The 14,414-nt window shown below is 65.3% G+C and carries 14 protein-coding genes; all 14 read right to left on the reverse strand.

The genetic code is table 11. The features are described 5' to 3' along the window. Positions 1-66: 66 nt before the first annotated feature. From ACQ4WY_RS07120 to ACQ4WY_RS07185, 14 genes are read right to left on the reverse strand one after another with little or no spacing between them, the layout of a single operon-like run. Positions 67-1,299, reverse strand: coding sequence for a beta-ketoacyl-ACP synthase (locus ACQ4WY_RS07120; protein ID WP_436503390.1), 1,233 nt, complete (start codon positions 1,297-1,299; stop codon positions 67-69). After that, positions 1,296-2,021 (reverse strand): 3-oxoacyl-ACP reductase FabG, encoded by a 726-nt coding sequence (fabG, locus tag ACQ4WY_RS07125; protein WP_436503391.1) that lies wholly within the window; start codon positions 2,019-2,021, stop codon positions 1,296-1,298. Before fabG ends, ACQ4WY_RS07120 begins: the two co-directional genes overlap by 4 nt. Further along, a complete protein-coding gene (locus tag ACQ4WY_RS07130; protein ID WP_353660584.1) occupies positions 2,014-2,487 on the reverse strand; it encodes a hotdog family protein in 474 nt (157 codons plus the stop codon). The genes fabG and ACQ4WY_RS07130 overlap by 8 nt, the downstream gene beginning before the upstream one ends. Further along, positions 2,484-3,674: a beta-ketoacyl-ACP synthase gene (locus ACQ4WY_RS07135; protein WP_436503392.1), complete on the reverse strand. Its 1,191-nt coding sequence runs from the start codon at positions 3,672-3,674 to the stop codon at positions 2,484-2,486. Before ACQ4WY_RS07135 ends, ACQ4WY_RS07130 begins: the two co-directional genes overlap by 4 nt. After that, complete coding sequence (locus ACQ4WY_RS07140) at positions 3,675-4,232, reverse strand: DUF3261 domain-containing protein (RefSeq protein WP_436503393.1); 558 nt, start codon at positions 4,230-4,232, stop codon at positions 3,675-3,677. After that, positions 4,232-6,628, reverse strand: a complete 2,397-nt coding sequence (locus ACQ4WY_RS07145) for an MMPL family transporter (protein WP_436504408.1) — start codon at positions 6,626-6,628, stop codon at positions 4,232-4,234. The genes ACQ4WY_RS07140 and ACQ4WY_RS07145 overlap by 1 nt, the downstream gene beginning before the upstream one ends. A 5-nt stretch (positions 6,629-6,633) precedes the next feature. Then, positions 6,634-7,245, reverse strand: coding sequence for a LolA family protein (locus tag ACQ4WY_RS07150; protein WP_436503394.1), 612 nt, complete (start codon positions 7,243-7,245; stop codon positions 6,634-6,636). Further along, positions 7,242-7,697 (reverse strand): acyl-CoA thioesterase, encoded by a 456-nt coding sequence (locus ACQ4WY_RS07155; protein ID WP_034750379.1) that lies wholly within the window; start codon positions 7,695-7,697, stop codon positions 7,242-7,244. Before ACQ4WY_RS07155 ends, ACQ4WY_RS07150 begins: the two co-directional genes overlap by 4 nt. Next, a complete protein-coding gene (locus tag ACQ4WY_RS07160) occupies positions 7,690-9,258 on the reverse strand; it encodes an HAL/PAL/TAL family ammonia-lyase (protein WP_436503395.1) in 1,569 nt (522 codons plus the stop codon). The genes ACQ4WY_RS07155 and ACQ4WY_RS07160 overlap by 8 nt, the downstream gene beginning before the upstream one ends. Beyond that, the gene (locus ACQ4WY_RS07165; RefSeq protein ID WP_436503396.1) at positions 9,245-10,216 is read right to left on the reverse strand and encodes a lysophospholipid acyltransferase family protein; all 972 of its coding nucleotides are present in this window, start codon (positions 10,214-10,216) and stop codon (positions 9,245-9,247) included. The genes ACQ4WY_RS07160 and ACQ4WY_RS07165 overlap by 14 nt, the downstream gene beginning before the upstream one ends. Further along, on the reverse strand, positions 10,213-10,971 hold the full coding sequence (locus ACQ4WY_RS07170) for a glycosyltransferase family 2 protein (protein WP_436503397.1): 759 nt from the start codon (positions 10,969-10,971) through the stop codon (positions 10,213-10,215). The genes ACQ4WY_RS07165 and ACQ4WY_RS07170 overlap by 4 nt, the downstream gene beginning before the upstream one ends. Beyond that, complete coding sequence (locus ACQ4WY_RS07175; RefSeq protein WP_436503398.1) at positions 10,961-12,049, reverse strand: class I SAM-dependent methyltransferase; 1,089 nt, start codon at positions 12,047-12,049, stop codon at positions 10,961-10,963. The genes ACQ4WY_RS07170 and ACQ4WY_RS07175 overlap by 11 nt, the downstream gene beginning before the upstream one ends. Beyond that, positions 12,043-13,875: an ApeI family dehydratase gene (locus ACQ4WY_RS07180; RefSeq protein WP_436503399.1), complete on the reverse strand. Its 1,833-nt coding sequence runs from the start codon at positions 13,873-13,875 to the stop codon at positions 12,043-12,045. The genes ACQ4WY_RS07175 and ACQ4WY_RS07180 overlap by 7 nt, the downstream gene beginning before the upstream one ends. Next, a complete protein-coding gene (locus tag ACQ4WY_RS07185; protein WP_436503400.1) occupies positions 13,868-14,413 on the reverse strand; it encodes a COG4648 family protein in 546 nt (181 codons plus the stop codon). The genes ACQ4WY_RS07180 and ACQ4WY_RS07185 overlap by 8 nt, the downstream gene beginning before the upstream one ends. Position 14,414: the final 1 nt, after the last annotated feature.

A 14,414-nucleotide genomic window follows, 5' to 3' on the forward strand; every position in this document is an offset into this window, starting at 1 on the left:
TCCTCAATAAGTTAGAGATGGTACAAAAGGAAGCACACTTGCCACTTGCGTCAGCACAAGCGGATTTCACGGCCGGTAACGCTTGAAAATCAGCGACGTGTTGATGCCGCCAAAGGCAAAGTTATTCGACATCACGTACTCGCATTCGATGGCCCGGCCTTCGCCGGCGATGTAATCGAGCGGTGCGCATTGCGAGTCGACCTGTTGCAAATTGATGGTGGGCGCAAACCAGCCTTCGCGCATCATCTCGATACTGATCCACGCTTCCAGTGCGCCGCAGGCGCCCAGGGTGTGGCCCATGTAGCTTTTCAGCGAACTGATAGGAGTACGGTCGCCAAACACTTCAAACGTGGCTTGCGACTCGGCGATATCGCCCTGCTGCGTGCCGGTGCCATGCGCATTGATGTAGCCGATATCGGATGGCTGCAAGCCGGCGTCGTCCAGCGCCAGCAGCATCGCCTGGCGCATGGTGACAGCGTTCGGCTGGGTCACGTGGCAGCCATCGCTGTTCGTGCCGAAGCCCACCAGCTCCGCATGAATGGCGGCGCCGCGCGCCTGCGCATGGTCGAATTCTTCCAGTATCAGGCAACCGGCTCCCTCGCCGATCACCAGGCCATCGCGGCTGGCATCGAAAGGACGCGGTGTCGTATGGCCTTCGTCGTTGCGCGTGCTGGTGGCGAACAGGGTGTCGAAGACAGCCGCTTCGGTAGCGCACAGCTCCTCGGCGCCGCCGGCGATCATCGCCAGCTGCTTGCCACCGGCAATCGCCTCGTAGGCATAGCCGATGCCCTGGCTGCCCGAGGTGCAGGCGCTCGAGGTCGTGATGACTCTTCCCGTGACGCCGAAAAACACGCCGATATTCACGGGCGCCGTGTGCGCCATCATCTTGATATAGGTGGTGGCGTTGATGCCCTTGGTGGTGCGCTCTTCCATCATGCGGCCAAAGTCGCCGATGGCGCTGGGCGTGCCAGCGGACGAACCGAAGGAAATGCCCATCTGCCCGCTTTTGACCACGGGGTGCTCAGCCAGGCCCGCGTGTTCCAGCGCCAGTTCGCTGGCGCGCGTGGCCATCAGCGCGATGCGTCCCATGCTGCGCACGGCCTTGCGGTTATAGCGGTCCGTCAGCGCGAACGGCGCGGCCGGTGCGCCCAGTTGCGTATTCAGGCCTTCGTAATCGGCCCATTCGTTCATGCGCACGACGGCGTTGCGGTACTCGCCCAGGCGCTGGCGGATAGCTGGCCAGTCATTACCAATCGGGCTGATGCCGGCCATGCCGGTCACGACTACCCGGCGGCTCATGCCATGCCTCCATTCACGGAAATGACCTGGCGCGTGATGTAGCCCGCCTCCTCGCCGACGAGGAAACTCACGGCGGCTGCCACCTCTTCCGGCGTGCCGACTCTGCGCGCGGGGATCATCTTCAGCGCTTCGTCGAGTGGCACCTCGCTGATCATGTCCGTCTCGATCAGACCCGGCGCCACGCAGTTCACGGTGATGGCGCGCTTGGCCAATTCCAGCGCCAGCGCCTTGGTCGCACCGATGATGCCGGCCTTGGCCGCACTGTAATTGACTTGCCCCCGGTTGCCGATCAGGCCCGAAACGGACGCCATGGTGACGATGCGCCCCGGTTTACGGCGCTGTACCATCGGCATCACCAGCGGGTTCAGCACATTGTAGAAACCATCGAGGTTGGTCTGCAGGACGATGTCCCAGTCCTCGCCCGACATGGCGGGAAATGCATTGTCGCGCGCCACGCCGGCATTGCACACGACGCCGTAATAGCAGCCATGTTCTGCGATGTCCGCTTCCAGCGCGGCGGCTGCCGCCGCACGGTCGCCGATATCGAATTGCAGCACGCGTGCCGCGCGTCCCAGCGCCTGCACCTGCTGCGCCACCGCGTCGGCTTCGCCGCGCGCGCTGCGGCAATGCAGCACCACGTCAAAACCGTCGCGCGCCAGTCGCAAGGCGATGGCCTTGCCGATGCCGCGCGACGACCCCGTCACCAATACACTTTTACTCATGCTGCGCTCCATTCATACTCTCCTGCAGAAATTGCTTTGCATCCTCGGGCTGGAATACCGTAATCGTCGCCTGCGCCAGCACGGCGCCCGCCATCTCGATACGGCACTCGAACGCGCCCAGTCCATTCTCGCCTTGCAAGGCCTGCTGCACATGCACCTGCAGCACGCTGCCGTCCACAAACAAAGGCACTTGCGCTTCGTAGCGCCGCGCCCCCAGCAAAAAACCGATCTTCACGGGTGCCCCGGCCTGGCGCGCCAGGTAGCCCGCATGCGCGGCGATCGCCTGCGCCATGTATTCGATGCCGACCCAGCTACCCACGCCGGCCGACGGCGCGTCATAAAACACGCTGCCGGCATGGATGGCCACTTCGGCGCACAGGTTTTCGGCATCGGCCGACAACACCCGGTCGAGCAACACCATGGCGCCGGAATGGGGCACCAGCTCGCGGATAGTTGGAAAACTCATGCTCCCCTCCCGAACAGCAGGGCGGCGTTCGAGCCGCCAAAGGCAAACGAATTGCTCAGGGCCCAGTCGAGCGGACGCCCCAGCCGCGTACCGGGCAAGGCTAGGCGCAGTGACGGCAGGGACTCATCAGGCACACCATCCCACAGGTGCGGCGGCAGCAAGCCCTCAGCGTTATCGTCCTGCATCGCCAGCCAGCACAGCGCGGCCTCGATGGCGGCCGCCGCGCCCAGCGCGTGGCCTGTCAGCGGCTTGGTGGAGCTGCTCATCGCCGTGGCGCCGAACAGGTCGGACACCACGCGCGCTTCCATCGCATCATTCTGCTGCGTGGCCGTGCCGTGCAGGTTCACATAGTCGACTTGCGACGCCGTAATGCCCGCGCGCGCCAGTGCCTGGGCGATGGCCAGCCGCGCACCACCGCCTTCGGGGTCGGGCGCCGACATGTGGTGGCCATCGGATGATTCGCCCCAGCCGCGCAAGGCCACAGTAGACGGTTGCGCCGTCATCAGGAACAGGGCCGCGCCCTCGCCGATATTGATGCCGTCGCGGTTCGCGCCCAACGGATTGCAGCGTCGCGCACTGACAGAAGCCAACGCGGAAAAACCGGCCACGGTAAAGCCGCACAGGGTGTCGACGCCGCCCGTCAGCACGGCGTCGCACAGGCCCATGCGGATCAGGCGCGCCGCGCTGGCCATCGCCTTGGCGCTCGACGAACAGGCGCTCGAATGCACGAGGGCCGGGCCGTCGATGCCCAGTTCATCAGCCAGCATCAGGGCCGGCGACGCCATCTCCTGTTGCCCGTAGTGGAAGGCATCCGGCAAGCCGTCGCCCGCCACATGCTGGCCGATCGCGCCTTCCGTCTCGGCGATGCCCGACGTGCTGGTGCCGATCACCACGGCCACGCGGTCCGCGCCGTAACGGGCGATGGCCTGCTCCACGGCCGGGCGGATCTGCGCCAGCGCCGCCAGCGCCATCCGGTTATTGCGGCTGCGCGCGGCGATGCCGTGCTGCGCCACCGATGGCAAGGGCACATCGACCACGCCCAGCGGCAGCACGCGCCCCGGCGTGTAGGTGTCGACGGGCACCACGCCGCTGTGCGCTGCAAACAGGCGCGCGCGCACTTCTTCGCAACTGGCGCCCAGCGCGCAGATGATGCCGCAGTCATTCAGATACACAGTCAAGCCATTCATTCAGCTTCCTTCCGGGGCGTTCTGTATCGTCAGGCGATAGCGGTAGCGCAGGTTGTCGAGCACCACCGTGCCGCTCCAGCGCGGCATGCCGCTGTAGTCGATCACCGTCACCGCCTCGTCATGCAAGAACAGGGTGCGGCGCAAGCCGCTGTCCTCGATGCGCCAGCCAGCCGGCAGGGCTTGAGCGATCGCCTCGCGCGGCCACAGGGTCAGTTGCATGTCTTCCAGCACGTCCTCGGCGCGCACCTGCACCGGCAGCATCAGGTGGCGCCAGGAGGTCATGTCCTTGCCGTCGTAATGCAGCGACAGCACGCGCTGGCCGAACGCCAGTCCCACCAGATCGAGATGCGACGGCTCCACTTCCAGCGCCGCATCAAGTTCGTCGATGCGCCCCGCCCGTTCGACGACCAGGTGCTGCTGCACGCTGACCGTGGCGCCCAGCGCCTGCGGCGCCAGCTTCAGTCCCAGGCGCGCCGGCGTGGAGGACGGTGCGCTGGCGCAGCCGGCCAGCAGCGCCAGCATCAGTGCCGCTATCGATGATTTACATTGCAAAGCCATCAGGCCACTCCTGCGGCATCGGCCGCCTCTGTATTACGGTGATCGTGATCGGCTTCGGCTAAGCACGGCGACAGCAACCACACCAGCGCCGTGCCGATCAGCATGGTCAGACCAAACGCCTGCAATGCGGCCGTCTTGCTCAGTGCCAGCAAGCCAAAAGACAGAATGGTATTCGCCGCCGACAGGCCCACGGCCAGCCATGGCGTGTTATTGCGGCGGTCAGGGTGCTCCTGCATGAAGATGCCGTAGTCGACGCCGACGCCCAGCAGCAGCATCAGCGCCAGCACGTGGAACAGTTGCAGCGGCATGCCCAGGTAGCCCAGCAAGGCCAGGGCCGCCACGCTGGCCAGCGCCGTGGGCGCCAGCACGCGCCAGGTGCGGCGCCGGTAGCGTGGCAGCAGCAAGCCGAAGACCACCAGGTAGGCGCCCAGTACCACGGCGCCCATATAGACGCGGTAGCGCCCCAGCACCGAAGAAATCTCGGCCACCTTGTCGACCCACTGCACGCCGGGCAAGCCGTCGCCCGCCTTCGCCAACAGGGGAATGGCCGCATACTGCATGCCGCGCAAGGCGACGATGGAGGCATAGCCACCTTCCACTTTGTCCAGCCACAGGTGGCGCCATGGCTCGCTGGCCGGCACCTTCAGGAAGGCATTGATCGACAGCGGCGCACCCGCTTGCGCCAGCTTTGCGCGCACGGTATCGGCCCATTCCGGGCCTTCATCGACCGACTGCGCCAGCAGGTCGAGCGCGGCGCCCGGTTGCAGGATGGCCGCATCGAGCAGCGCGCGGCGCGCCATCTGCGTTTGCAGCGACGGCACCCAGTTCGACATGGCCTGGTAGCCGCTGATGTGCTTTTGCGCGATCAGCGGCAGCAGGCGCTGCTTCAGCGCTTCTTCGCGCTGCAGCACGGCTTCCGCGCTATCGCCGCGCACCAGGTAAAACTGCACCGGCGTGGGCCCATCGAGCAATTTGCTCAATTTGATCTGGTCGCGTATCAGGTGCGCGGGCGGCGTTTGCAGCAAGCGGATATCGTCGTTGACGCCCAGGCGGCTGATGCCGAAGAGCGCAAACAGGGCAAACAGCACGCCGCCAATCAGGGTGGCGCGGTTGGCCCGCAACAGCGGCCAGCGCGCGCGCGCCGCGCCATACTGCCTGACCAGCGCGCCGCTCTTCAAGGTACCACCGCCGATCAGCGCGGGGAACCAGCACACCACCGTCAGCCAGGCAAACACCAGGCCCAAGGCGGAAAACACGGCCATGTGGCGCAAGCCGGGAAATGGCGTCAGCGCCAGACCCATATAGCCGATGACGGCGGCCAGCAGGGTCAGGCACAGGCCCGGCAGCAGGCGGCGCAGCAAGGTGCGCGAATCGAGCGCCGGATCGGCACCCAGGCGGTTGCAGAGAAAATAAATGCCGTAGTCCTGCGCCACGCCGATCAGGCTAGCGCCGAATACCAGGGTCATCAGGTGTATTTTTCCAAACAGCAGCCAGCACACGGACAGGGAACCCAGGCAGCCGATGCCGATCGACAGCAGGATCAGCGAGATCGGTTTGAACGAGCGGAAGGTGAACCACGTCAGCAGGATGATGCCGGCCAGGGAACCCAGACCGATGGTCGACATTTCGCCCGCCGCCTGGCTGCTGGCCGCCGCCGCATGCAGGATCACGCCGGCGCTGATGATTTCCACGCCGGGCACGGCCAGCCGCGCCGCCGCCTCGGCTTGCGCCAGCGCGGGCAACACGCTTTCCTGCGCGCCCAGCGAAAACGCGGGCAGGCTCAAGGTCATCGGCAGCAGCACATACTGGCGCTCGCCGTCGGCGACGAACAAATGGCCGTCACGCGGACGCACGGGCGTTTCCTGTGCGCGTTCCTGCACCCAGCCGCCGAACAGGCCGAACGGATCGTCCTGCCAGGCGCCCAGTTTCGGTCCGCCGAAAGGACTGTAGAGCTGACTGAGCGCAGAGTCGCGCCAGAACGCGGGCGCTTCCTGGCGCAGCTGCGTTTCCTGCGGCGCCGTCAGCAAGGTCAATCGATGCTTCTTGAACAGCGCCAGCCAGTCGTTCTGCGTCTGCTCGTCGAGCGGCGTGGACTGGAACAGGCCAGCATGGCGCGCCAGCACGGCCCCGTAGGCATCGGCCGCTTTTTTGGCCTCGGTCCAGTCGGGCGCACCGACCAACACCACCACGCGCTGCTGCGCCGCGTCCACCATATGCGTAAACGAAGCCTGCAGCACCGGATCGCGCTCCTGCACCGGCAGCAAGGCGAGAATATCGGTTTCGGGCGCGATGCGCTTGCCCAGCCACAGATAGGCGTTATGCGCCAGCAGCAGCGCCACCACCAGCGCCCAGGCGATAGCGAGCAGGCGCCCGGCGTTGCGGCTGCGGTTTGTCAGAGAAGTCAAAACAGGGCCGCCTCTTGCGCCGTGATGGCGGACGGTCCCGTTTCAATCGCCGAGAACACGATACTGGTGCGGTCGCCGCTTGCCTCGCTGATGCTGATGTTTTTCACGAAGGCGCCGCCGTCGAGGCGGATACTGCCGATGGCCTTGGCCAGCGCCGGCTGGCGCGCCTTCAGCGCCACCTGCCAGGTGCCGCCATCGATGCTGCCGTCCACTTCAAACAGGGTGTCGAGCTGCGCCAGGTCGCCGGCCAGCAGCGAAAACAGCACGCTGTTGATCATCTTGACCACCGGCTCCGTCTTCGCGTCCAGGCGCATGGCCACGCGCTCGCCCTGGAAATGCACGATCTCGTCGCGCGTCAGGCGCAGGGTATTCGGAAACGGCTGCAAGGTCCGCCACAAAACGCCCTTGCCAGCCACCACGCAAAAGCGGCCATTCGACGCCAGCGCCTTCTTCATGCCAGCCAGTTGCTTGCTCTGGTCAAAGCGGCCGCACAGCTGCTGCGGCTTGGCCAGCATGGCCTCGATCTTCGCCACAGGCGCGGCCGCATGGACCGGCACCGTCGCCAACAGGCACAGACTCGCCAGCAAAACTTTAAATTGTTTTTTCATACGGCCTTTAATCCCAATTTTTCAAACAGTATGGGCGGCGAAGCAAAACACATCTCGCCGCTGGCGATATCGACGGCCACCTGCGTCGTGCTGGCGCGGTTCAGGCGCTTGCCCGTCGCGCTGTCGCTGACCAGGTACTCGATTTTCAGGCGGTCTTCCCATTCCACCAGGTCGGCGCGCAGGGTCAGGCGCTGGCCAAAGGTAGCTGGCGCCACATAGCGCAAGTGCATGTCGATCACTGGCCAGGCATAGCCGGAGGCTTTCATGTCGACGTAGTTGTAGCCGATGCTGTCGAGCAGCGCGCAGCGCACCACTTCGAGGTATTTCACATAGCGGCCGTGCCAGACGATCTCCATCGGGTCCAGGTCGAAGAACTGCACCTGCATCTCCACTTCGGCATGCCAGCGGCTGGGCGTGGCCTTCTTGCCGCGCACTTTATGCGTCTCAGTCATTCCCGACTCCGTACAGTGGCCAGGCTTGTGCGCGTATGCGTTCGAGCAGCACGCGCAGTTCCGGGTCGAGTCGGCGGTCTTCCTCGACGGGCACGATATCGGCGGCCAGCGCCTCCATCATCGCCGCCAGCGCCGCTTGCGGCGGCACGTCGGGATTGACCTTGCAACGGAGCCAGACACCCTGGCGCACGGCAATCAGAAGGGCCGCGGCAACCTGCTCGCACAGTTCCAGCACGCGCAGGCAGTCGCGCGCGGCGATGGTGCCCATGCTGACCTTGTCCTGGTTGTGGCATTCGGTCGAGCGTGAAAACACCGAGGCTGGCATGGTCAGTTTCAGCGCTTCGGCGGTCCAGGCGGAGGCGCTGATCTGCAATGCTTTCAGGCCGTGGTTGATGGCCGCACGCGGACCGGTGGCGCCCGACAGGTTGGCCGGCAAGCCCTGGTTGTAGCGGCTGTCGACCAGCAAGGCCATCTGGCGGTCCAGCAAGTCGGCCAGGTTGGCCACTGTGTTCTTCATGCTGTCCATGGCGAAGGCAATATGACCGCCGTAGAAATGGCCGCCATGCAGCACACGCTCGCCTTCGGCGTCGATGATGGGATTGTCGTTGGCGCTATTGAGTTCATTCTCGATCGACGAACGCAGCCACGGCAAGGCGTCCGCCAGCACGCCGATCACGTGCGGCGCGCAGCGGATCGAATAGCGGTCCTGCAGCCGCTTGCCGTTGCGTTCCCAGGAATCGGTGGGCAGATCGGCACGCAGCCAGGCCGCCACCTGCTGCATGCCGGGATGCGGCTTGACGGAGAACAGGGTTTCATCGAAGTGGTGCGCGTTGCCATCGAGCGCAAACGAGGCCATGGCCGTGATGCGCGTCGTAAGGCGCGTCAGATACTCGGCGCGCTCATACGCCAGGCAAGCCAGCGCCGTCATGACGGCCGTGCCGTTCATGATCGCCAGGCCTTCTTTCGGGCGCAGGCGCAGTGGCGTGATACCCGCTTCGCGCAGCGCCTGTTCAGCCGGCACCTGTGCCCCGTCACGCCACACTTCGCGTTCGCCGCACAATACCGCCGCCAGGTAGGACAGGGGCGTCAGGTCGCCGCTGGCGCCGACCGAGCCTTCCGATGGAATCAACGGCAGCAGGCCGGCGTCAAGCAGGCGCGCGATCTGCGCCAGCAGTTCCACGCTGACGCCGGAAAAACCCTTCGAGAGCGACGCCAGGCGCGTAGCCATGATGGCGCGCGTCTGCGCCGGCGTGAAGAATTCACCGAGGCCGCAGCCGTGATAGGTGTACAGGTGGTGCGGCAGCTCGGCCACCAGTTCCGGCGGCACGGTCACGGTGCACGAATCGCCATAGCCCGTGGTCACGCCATAGATGGTGCCGTCCTCTCGCAGCAGGCGGTCGAGGAAATCGGCGCCGCGCGCGATCGCCGCCAAAAAGACAGGATCGCTGGACAGTTCGGCGCTGGCCCGGCCATGCGCGATGTCGGCAATGTCTTCGATGCGCAGGCGCTCGCGGTCGAAGCGGACGGTACGCCGGGTGTTTTTCAGGTCAGCGAGTTGCATCGGGAGTATCCAGTCTTGAAGTATCGGGGAGTTGCCAAAAATCGTAGAAGTTGAACCATTCCAGCGGCGCGCGCAGGCAATGGCGCTGCAGCCTTGCCGCGTAATCGGCCACCAGTTCGGCCAGCATCACCTCGCGTGCCTTGCGCGGCAGATGCAGCGACTCGCGGAACAGTTCGAAGTGTACTTCGGAGCACTGGCCGATGCGCATGGAAAACAGCAGGTACACGGGGCATTGCAGCACGCTGGCCAGCACATATGGACCGATCGGAAAGGCGGCCGGCTGACCAAGGAACGGCGCCACCGCCACGCGCGGCTGCGGCGAGACGGGAACACGGTCACCGGCGATCACCACGAACTCGCCCTGCGCCACCTTTTCCGCCAGCAGCATGGCCGTGGCAGGGGTGATTTCCGTCACCTGCATGAGATTGAGCTGGCTGTCAGGATTGAGACGCTCCAGCATGCGATTGAACGCTTGCGCATGGCGCGTGTGCACGAGCACCGTCAGCTTCAAGCGCGTATTGCGCTGCGAGAGTACGCGACACAGATCGAGGTTGCCCAGGTGGGCGCAGATCAGCAAGGCGCCGCGCCCCTCGTCCAGGCAGCGGTTGACACCATCTTCGCCATCGACGCCGTGCAGGCTCACGCTACGCGTATCGTACAGGCCACCCCATAGCAGCATCTTGTCGAGAATGGTTTCCGCAAACGTGGCGAAGTGCCGCAGCACGCTCAGGTTTTCCGGGCCACCGCATGCCGCGACGCGACGCAAGTAGGCTCGCGAAACGCGGCGCGCACGCGGCTTGGTCAGCACATACCAGGCCAGCACCGGATACAGCACGATGCGGAAAGGCCAGCGGCCGAAGACGCGGCAGATCCAGAACAGCAGGCGCATGCCGGCCACGAAGCTGACTTCATTGAAGCCGGACCAGTGCCCGCGCGTCTGGTGCGATGCTGCAGTCATCGCGCGCGCCAGTGGCGGGCCAGCAGGCGCGGTGCGCGCCACAGCATGCCGAAAAACAGACGCGCGTGCATGCGCGAAATCAGCACGTTGTCGCGCCACAGCTGAAAATGCGAGACGCCGTCGCTAGGATAACCCACGCGCGTCGGCAGATTCGCCATCGGCAAGCCATCCCAGTACAGGCGCACCAGCACATCGGTGTCGAAATTCATGCGCTGTCCCAGTACGCCACGCTGCGCCAGCGCCATCAAAGGCGCCAGCGGGTAGACGCGAAAACCGCACATGGAATCACGGATCTGCAGCGACAGGGTATTGATCCATACCCAGACGTGCGTCGCATAGCGGCCGTAGTAGCGCGCCTTGGGTACCGAGGCGTCGTACAAGGGGTAACCGATCACCACCGCTGCAGGCGTGGCTCGCGCCTGCGCCAGGAAGCGCGGCACATCGTCCGTTTCATGCTGGCCGTCCGCGTCGATCTGCAGCGCATGGCTATAGCCGTGCGTGTGCGCATGGCGGCAGCCCGTCAGCACCGCCCCACCCTTGCCCTGGTTGTGTCCATGGCGCAGCAGGGTCACGCGCGACGGATGCGCGGCGGCCAGTGCGTCGAGCGTGCGCGCGCCGGCGTCAAAGCTGCCGTCGTCGACGAGGATCAACGGCACGCCATGCGGCAGCAGGCGCTGCACCACGGCGCCGATCGCGTGTTCATGGTTGAACACGGGAATCACGATGCAGGGGTGAAAACGCACCTCAGTCACCATGCGCTCCGGCGCGGCCAAAGCGCAGCAGCGAATGACAATAACCGATACCGTCGCGCGTGGTCAGCAACTCCAGGCCGGCGGCTTGCGCCAGGCGGATATAGTCGGTGCTCTGGTAAATCTTGCTGTTGCCGCTGGCCATGGCCGTGAAGTACGGCGAGGTGTTGATCAGGCAGTAGGCGGCGATATCGTACTGCTGGCGGTCCCAGAAGGTATCCATGATCAGCACCTGCCCGTTCGGCCCCAGCGCCTGCGCCACTCGGCGCAGGATGCTGGCGATGGCCGGCTCGCTGAAACAGCTGAGAAATTGGCTCATCCAGATCAGATCCATGCCGGCCGGCAGCGGCGCCGCGTCGTCGAGCAGGTCGCAGGCGTGCAAATGCGCCCGTTCGCGCACGCCAGCGTCAGTCAAGGTCCGGTCGGCTACCGCCAACTGGCGTTCCAGGTCGACCAGGTGCAGTTCCACGCCCGCATGGTAGGCCAGCGCGGCACTGGCGAACTTGCCAGTATTGGCGCCGATGTCCATGATGCGGCGCGGCGCCGTGGCGAAGACGTCCGGGAATATCTCGGGGAAGGACGTATCTGAATAATGGTGATCAAAGGCGAACCAGCTTCCCTTGGCCGGCTCCGACAGCGCCGACAGGCCCTGGTACAGGGTGGGCCAGTCGCCCAGCGCGGCCAATCCCAGCGGCTGCTCGGCGTCAAGCGAGCGGTCCAGATCGAACAAGCCCTGGTAGCAGACGTCATGCATGAAATCCAGGTTGACCTGGGTGATGCTATCCGTCAGCATGCAAAAACCCACCTTGTCGAGCACATAGGCACCATCGCGCAGCGAGACGACGCCGGCCGACAGACACGATTCCAGCGCCACCTTCAGCGCATATTCCGTCCAGCGGCCGCTGGCGGCCATGTCGGAAATCGTCAGACCGCTGTGCCCCGTGTCGGCCAGCGCCTGCAGCATGCCGCGCTTCCAGGCATAGCGCACGCATTGAAAGACGACAGGGCCGAAAGCGATTTTTTGCGCCTCGAAACGGGCGGCAAAGGCGGTCTGGCGTTCGGGTGAGAATTTTTTATCTAACATGCGCTCGCTGCTGGAGTGGGTATATCGGCGCCGCCAGCGGGAACGGCAGCGGCATTCGGGTGAAACAGGATGCGGCCGCTGGCATGCTGGCCGGCGTCCGACAGATAACGAAATTGCAGGCTGGCCTTGAGCGCGTCATATTCCAGCGCCAGGCGCACCGGCCGGTCCGGCAGCACCGGCTGCTGGAATTTCAGGGCATGCATGGCGCGGAAATGCATAGGCAGGTCCAGATGCTGGCGCGCGAAGTGCAGCGCCCACTCCACTTGCACCACGCCGGGCAGCAAGGGCGCGCCCGTGAAATGGCCATCGAAATAGAACAGATTCGCGGGTACGCGCAGCTCGAACAGCAGCTGTGGCGTTGCACACGCGATATCGCTCTCGATCAGCTGCGCGTGCGGCAGGCGCGGCTTTTCCAACAACGCCAGCAGCAGCGCCTGCGTCGTCTTGCCCTGCGCATTGATGGGCAATTGTTCCAGGTAGCGCCAGCGGCGCGGCAAGGCAACGGCGTCGATCTGGCCGCCCAGCGCCGTTTGCAGCTGGCGGTTCAGGGCCAGCTTGCCTTCGGCGTCGAGCAGCGCGCGGCCGGCAGCGCTGCAGACGATAAAGGCGGCCACCTTCTGACGCTCGCCAGCCGGCGCATCGCACAGCAGTACGCGCGCGTCCAGCACCAGCGGCGTGGCCAGCAATGCCGCTTCGATGGCATTGAGGGAAATGCGTTTTTCTTCGATCTTCACGATGCGGTCGCTGCGTCCCAACAGCTGGAAGTGTCCTGGCGCCGTTTGCCGCGCGCGGTCGGCCAGGCCTAACCAGCCATCGTCGGCCAGGTGCGCCGAACGCACTTCCAGCGCGCCGTCGTCCAGCAGGCGCCAGTCCACGCCAGGAAAACCTTGCCAGCTCTCGTCGTCAGGGCGCTCTGGCTCGCGCTGGCGCCAGGCTACGCCTCCCGTCTCTGAGCTGCCATAGATTTCGCGCGGCACGCAGCCTAGCAAGTTCCCCGCCGCCAGCGCGCTGTCCAGGGCCAGCGGTCCACCCGAGGAAAACACGGCGCGCAGCTGCGCACGCGCGCCGGACCAGTCCAGGTATTCCGGCAGCCGCTTCAGGTGCGCGGGGCTGGTGGCTAGCACGCACGGACCGTTCGCCAGCAAGGCGGCCAGCTGTTCGGGGTAGTCCACGCTGTGGGCATGCACGGCACGCCCGGCGGCCAGCGGCCACAAGACCTTGAACAGCAAGCCGTAGATATGCTGGTGCGAGACCGTGGCGACGACGGCCGCGCCATCGGCATGTTCGCCAAACAGCTGTTCCAGCGTGGCCACCTCGCTGGCCAGTTGCGAGAGTTTTTTTGGAATGGCTTGCGCCGCGCCCGTACTGCCGGAGGTGTACACCACCAGCGCCGGAAAATCGGCGGCAAGCTCCGTCCACACACGCTCGGCAAGGCTGTCCGCTGGCAGGGGCAGCGGCGCATGCACTGCCGGGAACTGTCCCAGGAAACCATCGACGGACGCAGCCAGGGAAGCGCAGCTGGCCGGCAGCGTATCGGCTGTCAGCCAGACGGTCTTGCCCACCTGCCAGGCACCCAGCAAGGCGGCGCCAAACTCGATGCTGTCGTCCAGGTACAGGGCGAAATGGCGGCCAGCCTGACGTTCCAGCAAGCCGGCCCAGGCGCACATGCGCGCCGCAAAGTGGGCGTAATCGAGCACCGCGCCATCGCGCCAGCCCACGGGCATGGCCGACGGGCGGCCGTGCATGGACAGCGCAAGGCGCGCCAGCGAGGAAATCGGTGGATGTGCTTCAGGCACAGGAACTTGCGGCAACGATGATTCAGGCATGGTGCAAACGCTTAAAACGCAGGCGGACGAGATACTCGCCGCCAAATAACAGGGCCATCAGGATATAGGCGATGACGCCCGTGTACAGCGACCAGACGGCTTCGCTCGCCCACAGTGCCGTGCCCAGCGCGATGCCGCCATTGATGATGAAAAAACCGCACCAGACTTGGGTCACGCGACGCGTATAGTGCACGGCGGCGGGTGGGAAATCCTTCTCGCGCAAGCGCGCCAGGCGTTCCACCACCGACGGCGGCGCCCACAGGCTGTAGCCGAAGGTGGCCAGCAAGACGACGTTGACCAGTACCGGATACAGTTTCAGCGGCAGCAGCAGGTTACTCCACACGGTGATGGCGGCCAGCAGCAGCGCGGCGGACACCGACCAGCGCGCGGCGCGCTGCAGTTTCAGCGCGGGCAAACGACAGGCGACAGCCAGCAACAGCAGCAGCGCCAGCCAGCGCGGCTCGACCTGGCCGTGACCGAACCAGATCGCCAGCGGGTACAGTACGGTCAGCAGCAACGCGACGGCATTGAGCAGCACG

The sequence above is a fragment of the Janthinobacterium salmonicoloratum genome (assembly GCF_051380845.1).
Classification (GTDB): domain Bacteria; phylum Pseudomonadota; class Gammaproteobacteria; order Burkholderiales; family Burkholderiaceae_D; genus Janthinobacterium; species Janthinobacterium lividum_F.

What these genes read in the sequence shown, in the direction of transcription:
- ACQ4WY_RS07120 (WP_436503390.1), bottom strand. Translation starts at nt 1,299, where the DNA reads ATGAGCCGCCGGGTAGTCGTGACCGGCATGGCCGGCATCAGCCCGATT.
- fabG (WP_436503391.1), bottom strand. Translation starts at nt 2,021, where the DNA reads ATGAGTAAAAGTGTATTGGTGACGGGGTCGTCGCGCGGCATCGGCAAG.
- ACQ4WY_RS07130 (WP_353660584.1), bottom strand. Translation starts at nt 2,487, where the DNA reads ATGAGTTTTCCAACTATCCGCGAGCTGGTGCCCCATTCCGGCGCCATG.
- ACQ4WY_RS07135 (WP_436503392.1), bottom strand. Translation starts at nt 3,674, where the DNA reads ATGAATGGCTTGACTGTGTATCTGAATGACTGCGGCATCATCTGCGCG.
- ACQ4WY_RS07140 (WP_436503393.1), bottom strand. Translation starts at nt 4,232, where the DNA reads ATGGCTTTGCAATGTAAATCATCGATAGCGGCACTGATGCTGGCGCTG.
- ACQ4WY_RS07150 (WP_436503394.1), bottom strand. Translation starts at nt 7,245, where the DNA reads ATGAAAAAACAATTTAAAGTTTTGCTGGCGAGTCTGTGCCTGTTGGCG.
- ACQ4WY_RS07155 (WP_034750379.1), bottom strand. Translation starts at nt 7,697, where the DNA reads ATGACTGAGACGCATAAAGTGCGCGGCAAGAAGGCCACGCCCAGCCGC.
- ACQ4WY_RS07160 (WP_436503395.1), bottom strand. Translation starts at nt 9,258, where the DNA reads ATGCAACTCGCTGACCTGAAAAACACCCGGCGTACCGTCCGCTTCGAC.
- ACQ4WY_RS07165 (WP_436503396.1), bottom strand. Translation starts at nt 10,216, where the DNA reads ATGACTGCAGCATCGCACCAGACGCGCGGGCACTGGTCCGGCTTCAAT.
- ACQ4WY_RS07170 (WP_436503397.1), bottom strand. Translation starts at nt 10,971, where the DNA reads ATGGTGACTGAGGTGCGTTTTCACCCCTGCATCGTGATTCCCGTGTTC.
- ACQ4WY_RS07175 (WP_436503398.1), bottom strand. Translation starts at nt 12,049, where the DNA reads ATGTTAGATAAAAAATTCTCACCCGAACGCCAGACCGCCTTTGCCGCC.
- ACQ4WY_RS07180 (WP_436503399.1), bottom strand. Translation starts at nt 13,875, where the DNA reads ATGCCTGAATCATCGTTGCCGCAAGTTCCTGTGCCTGAAGCACATCCA.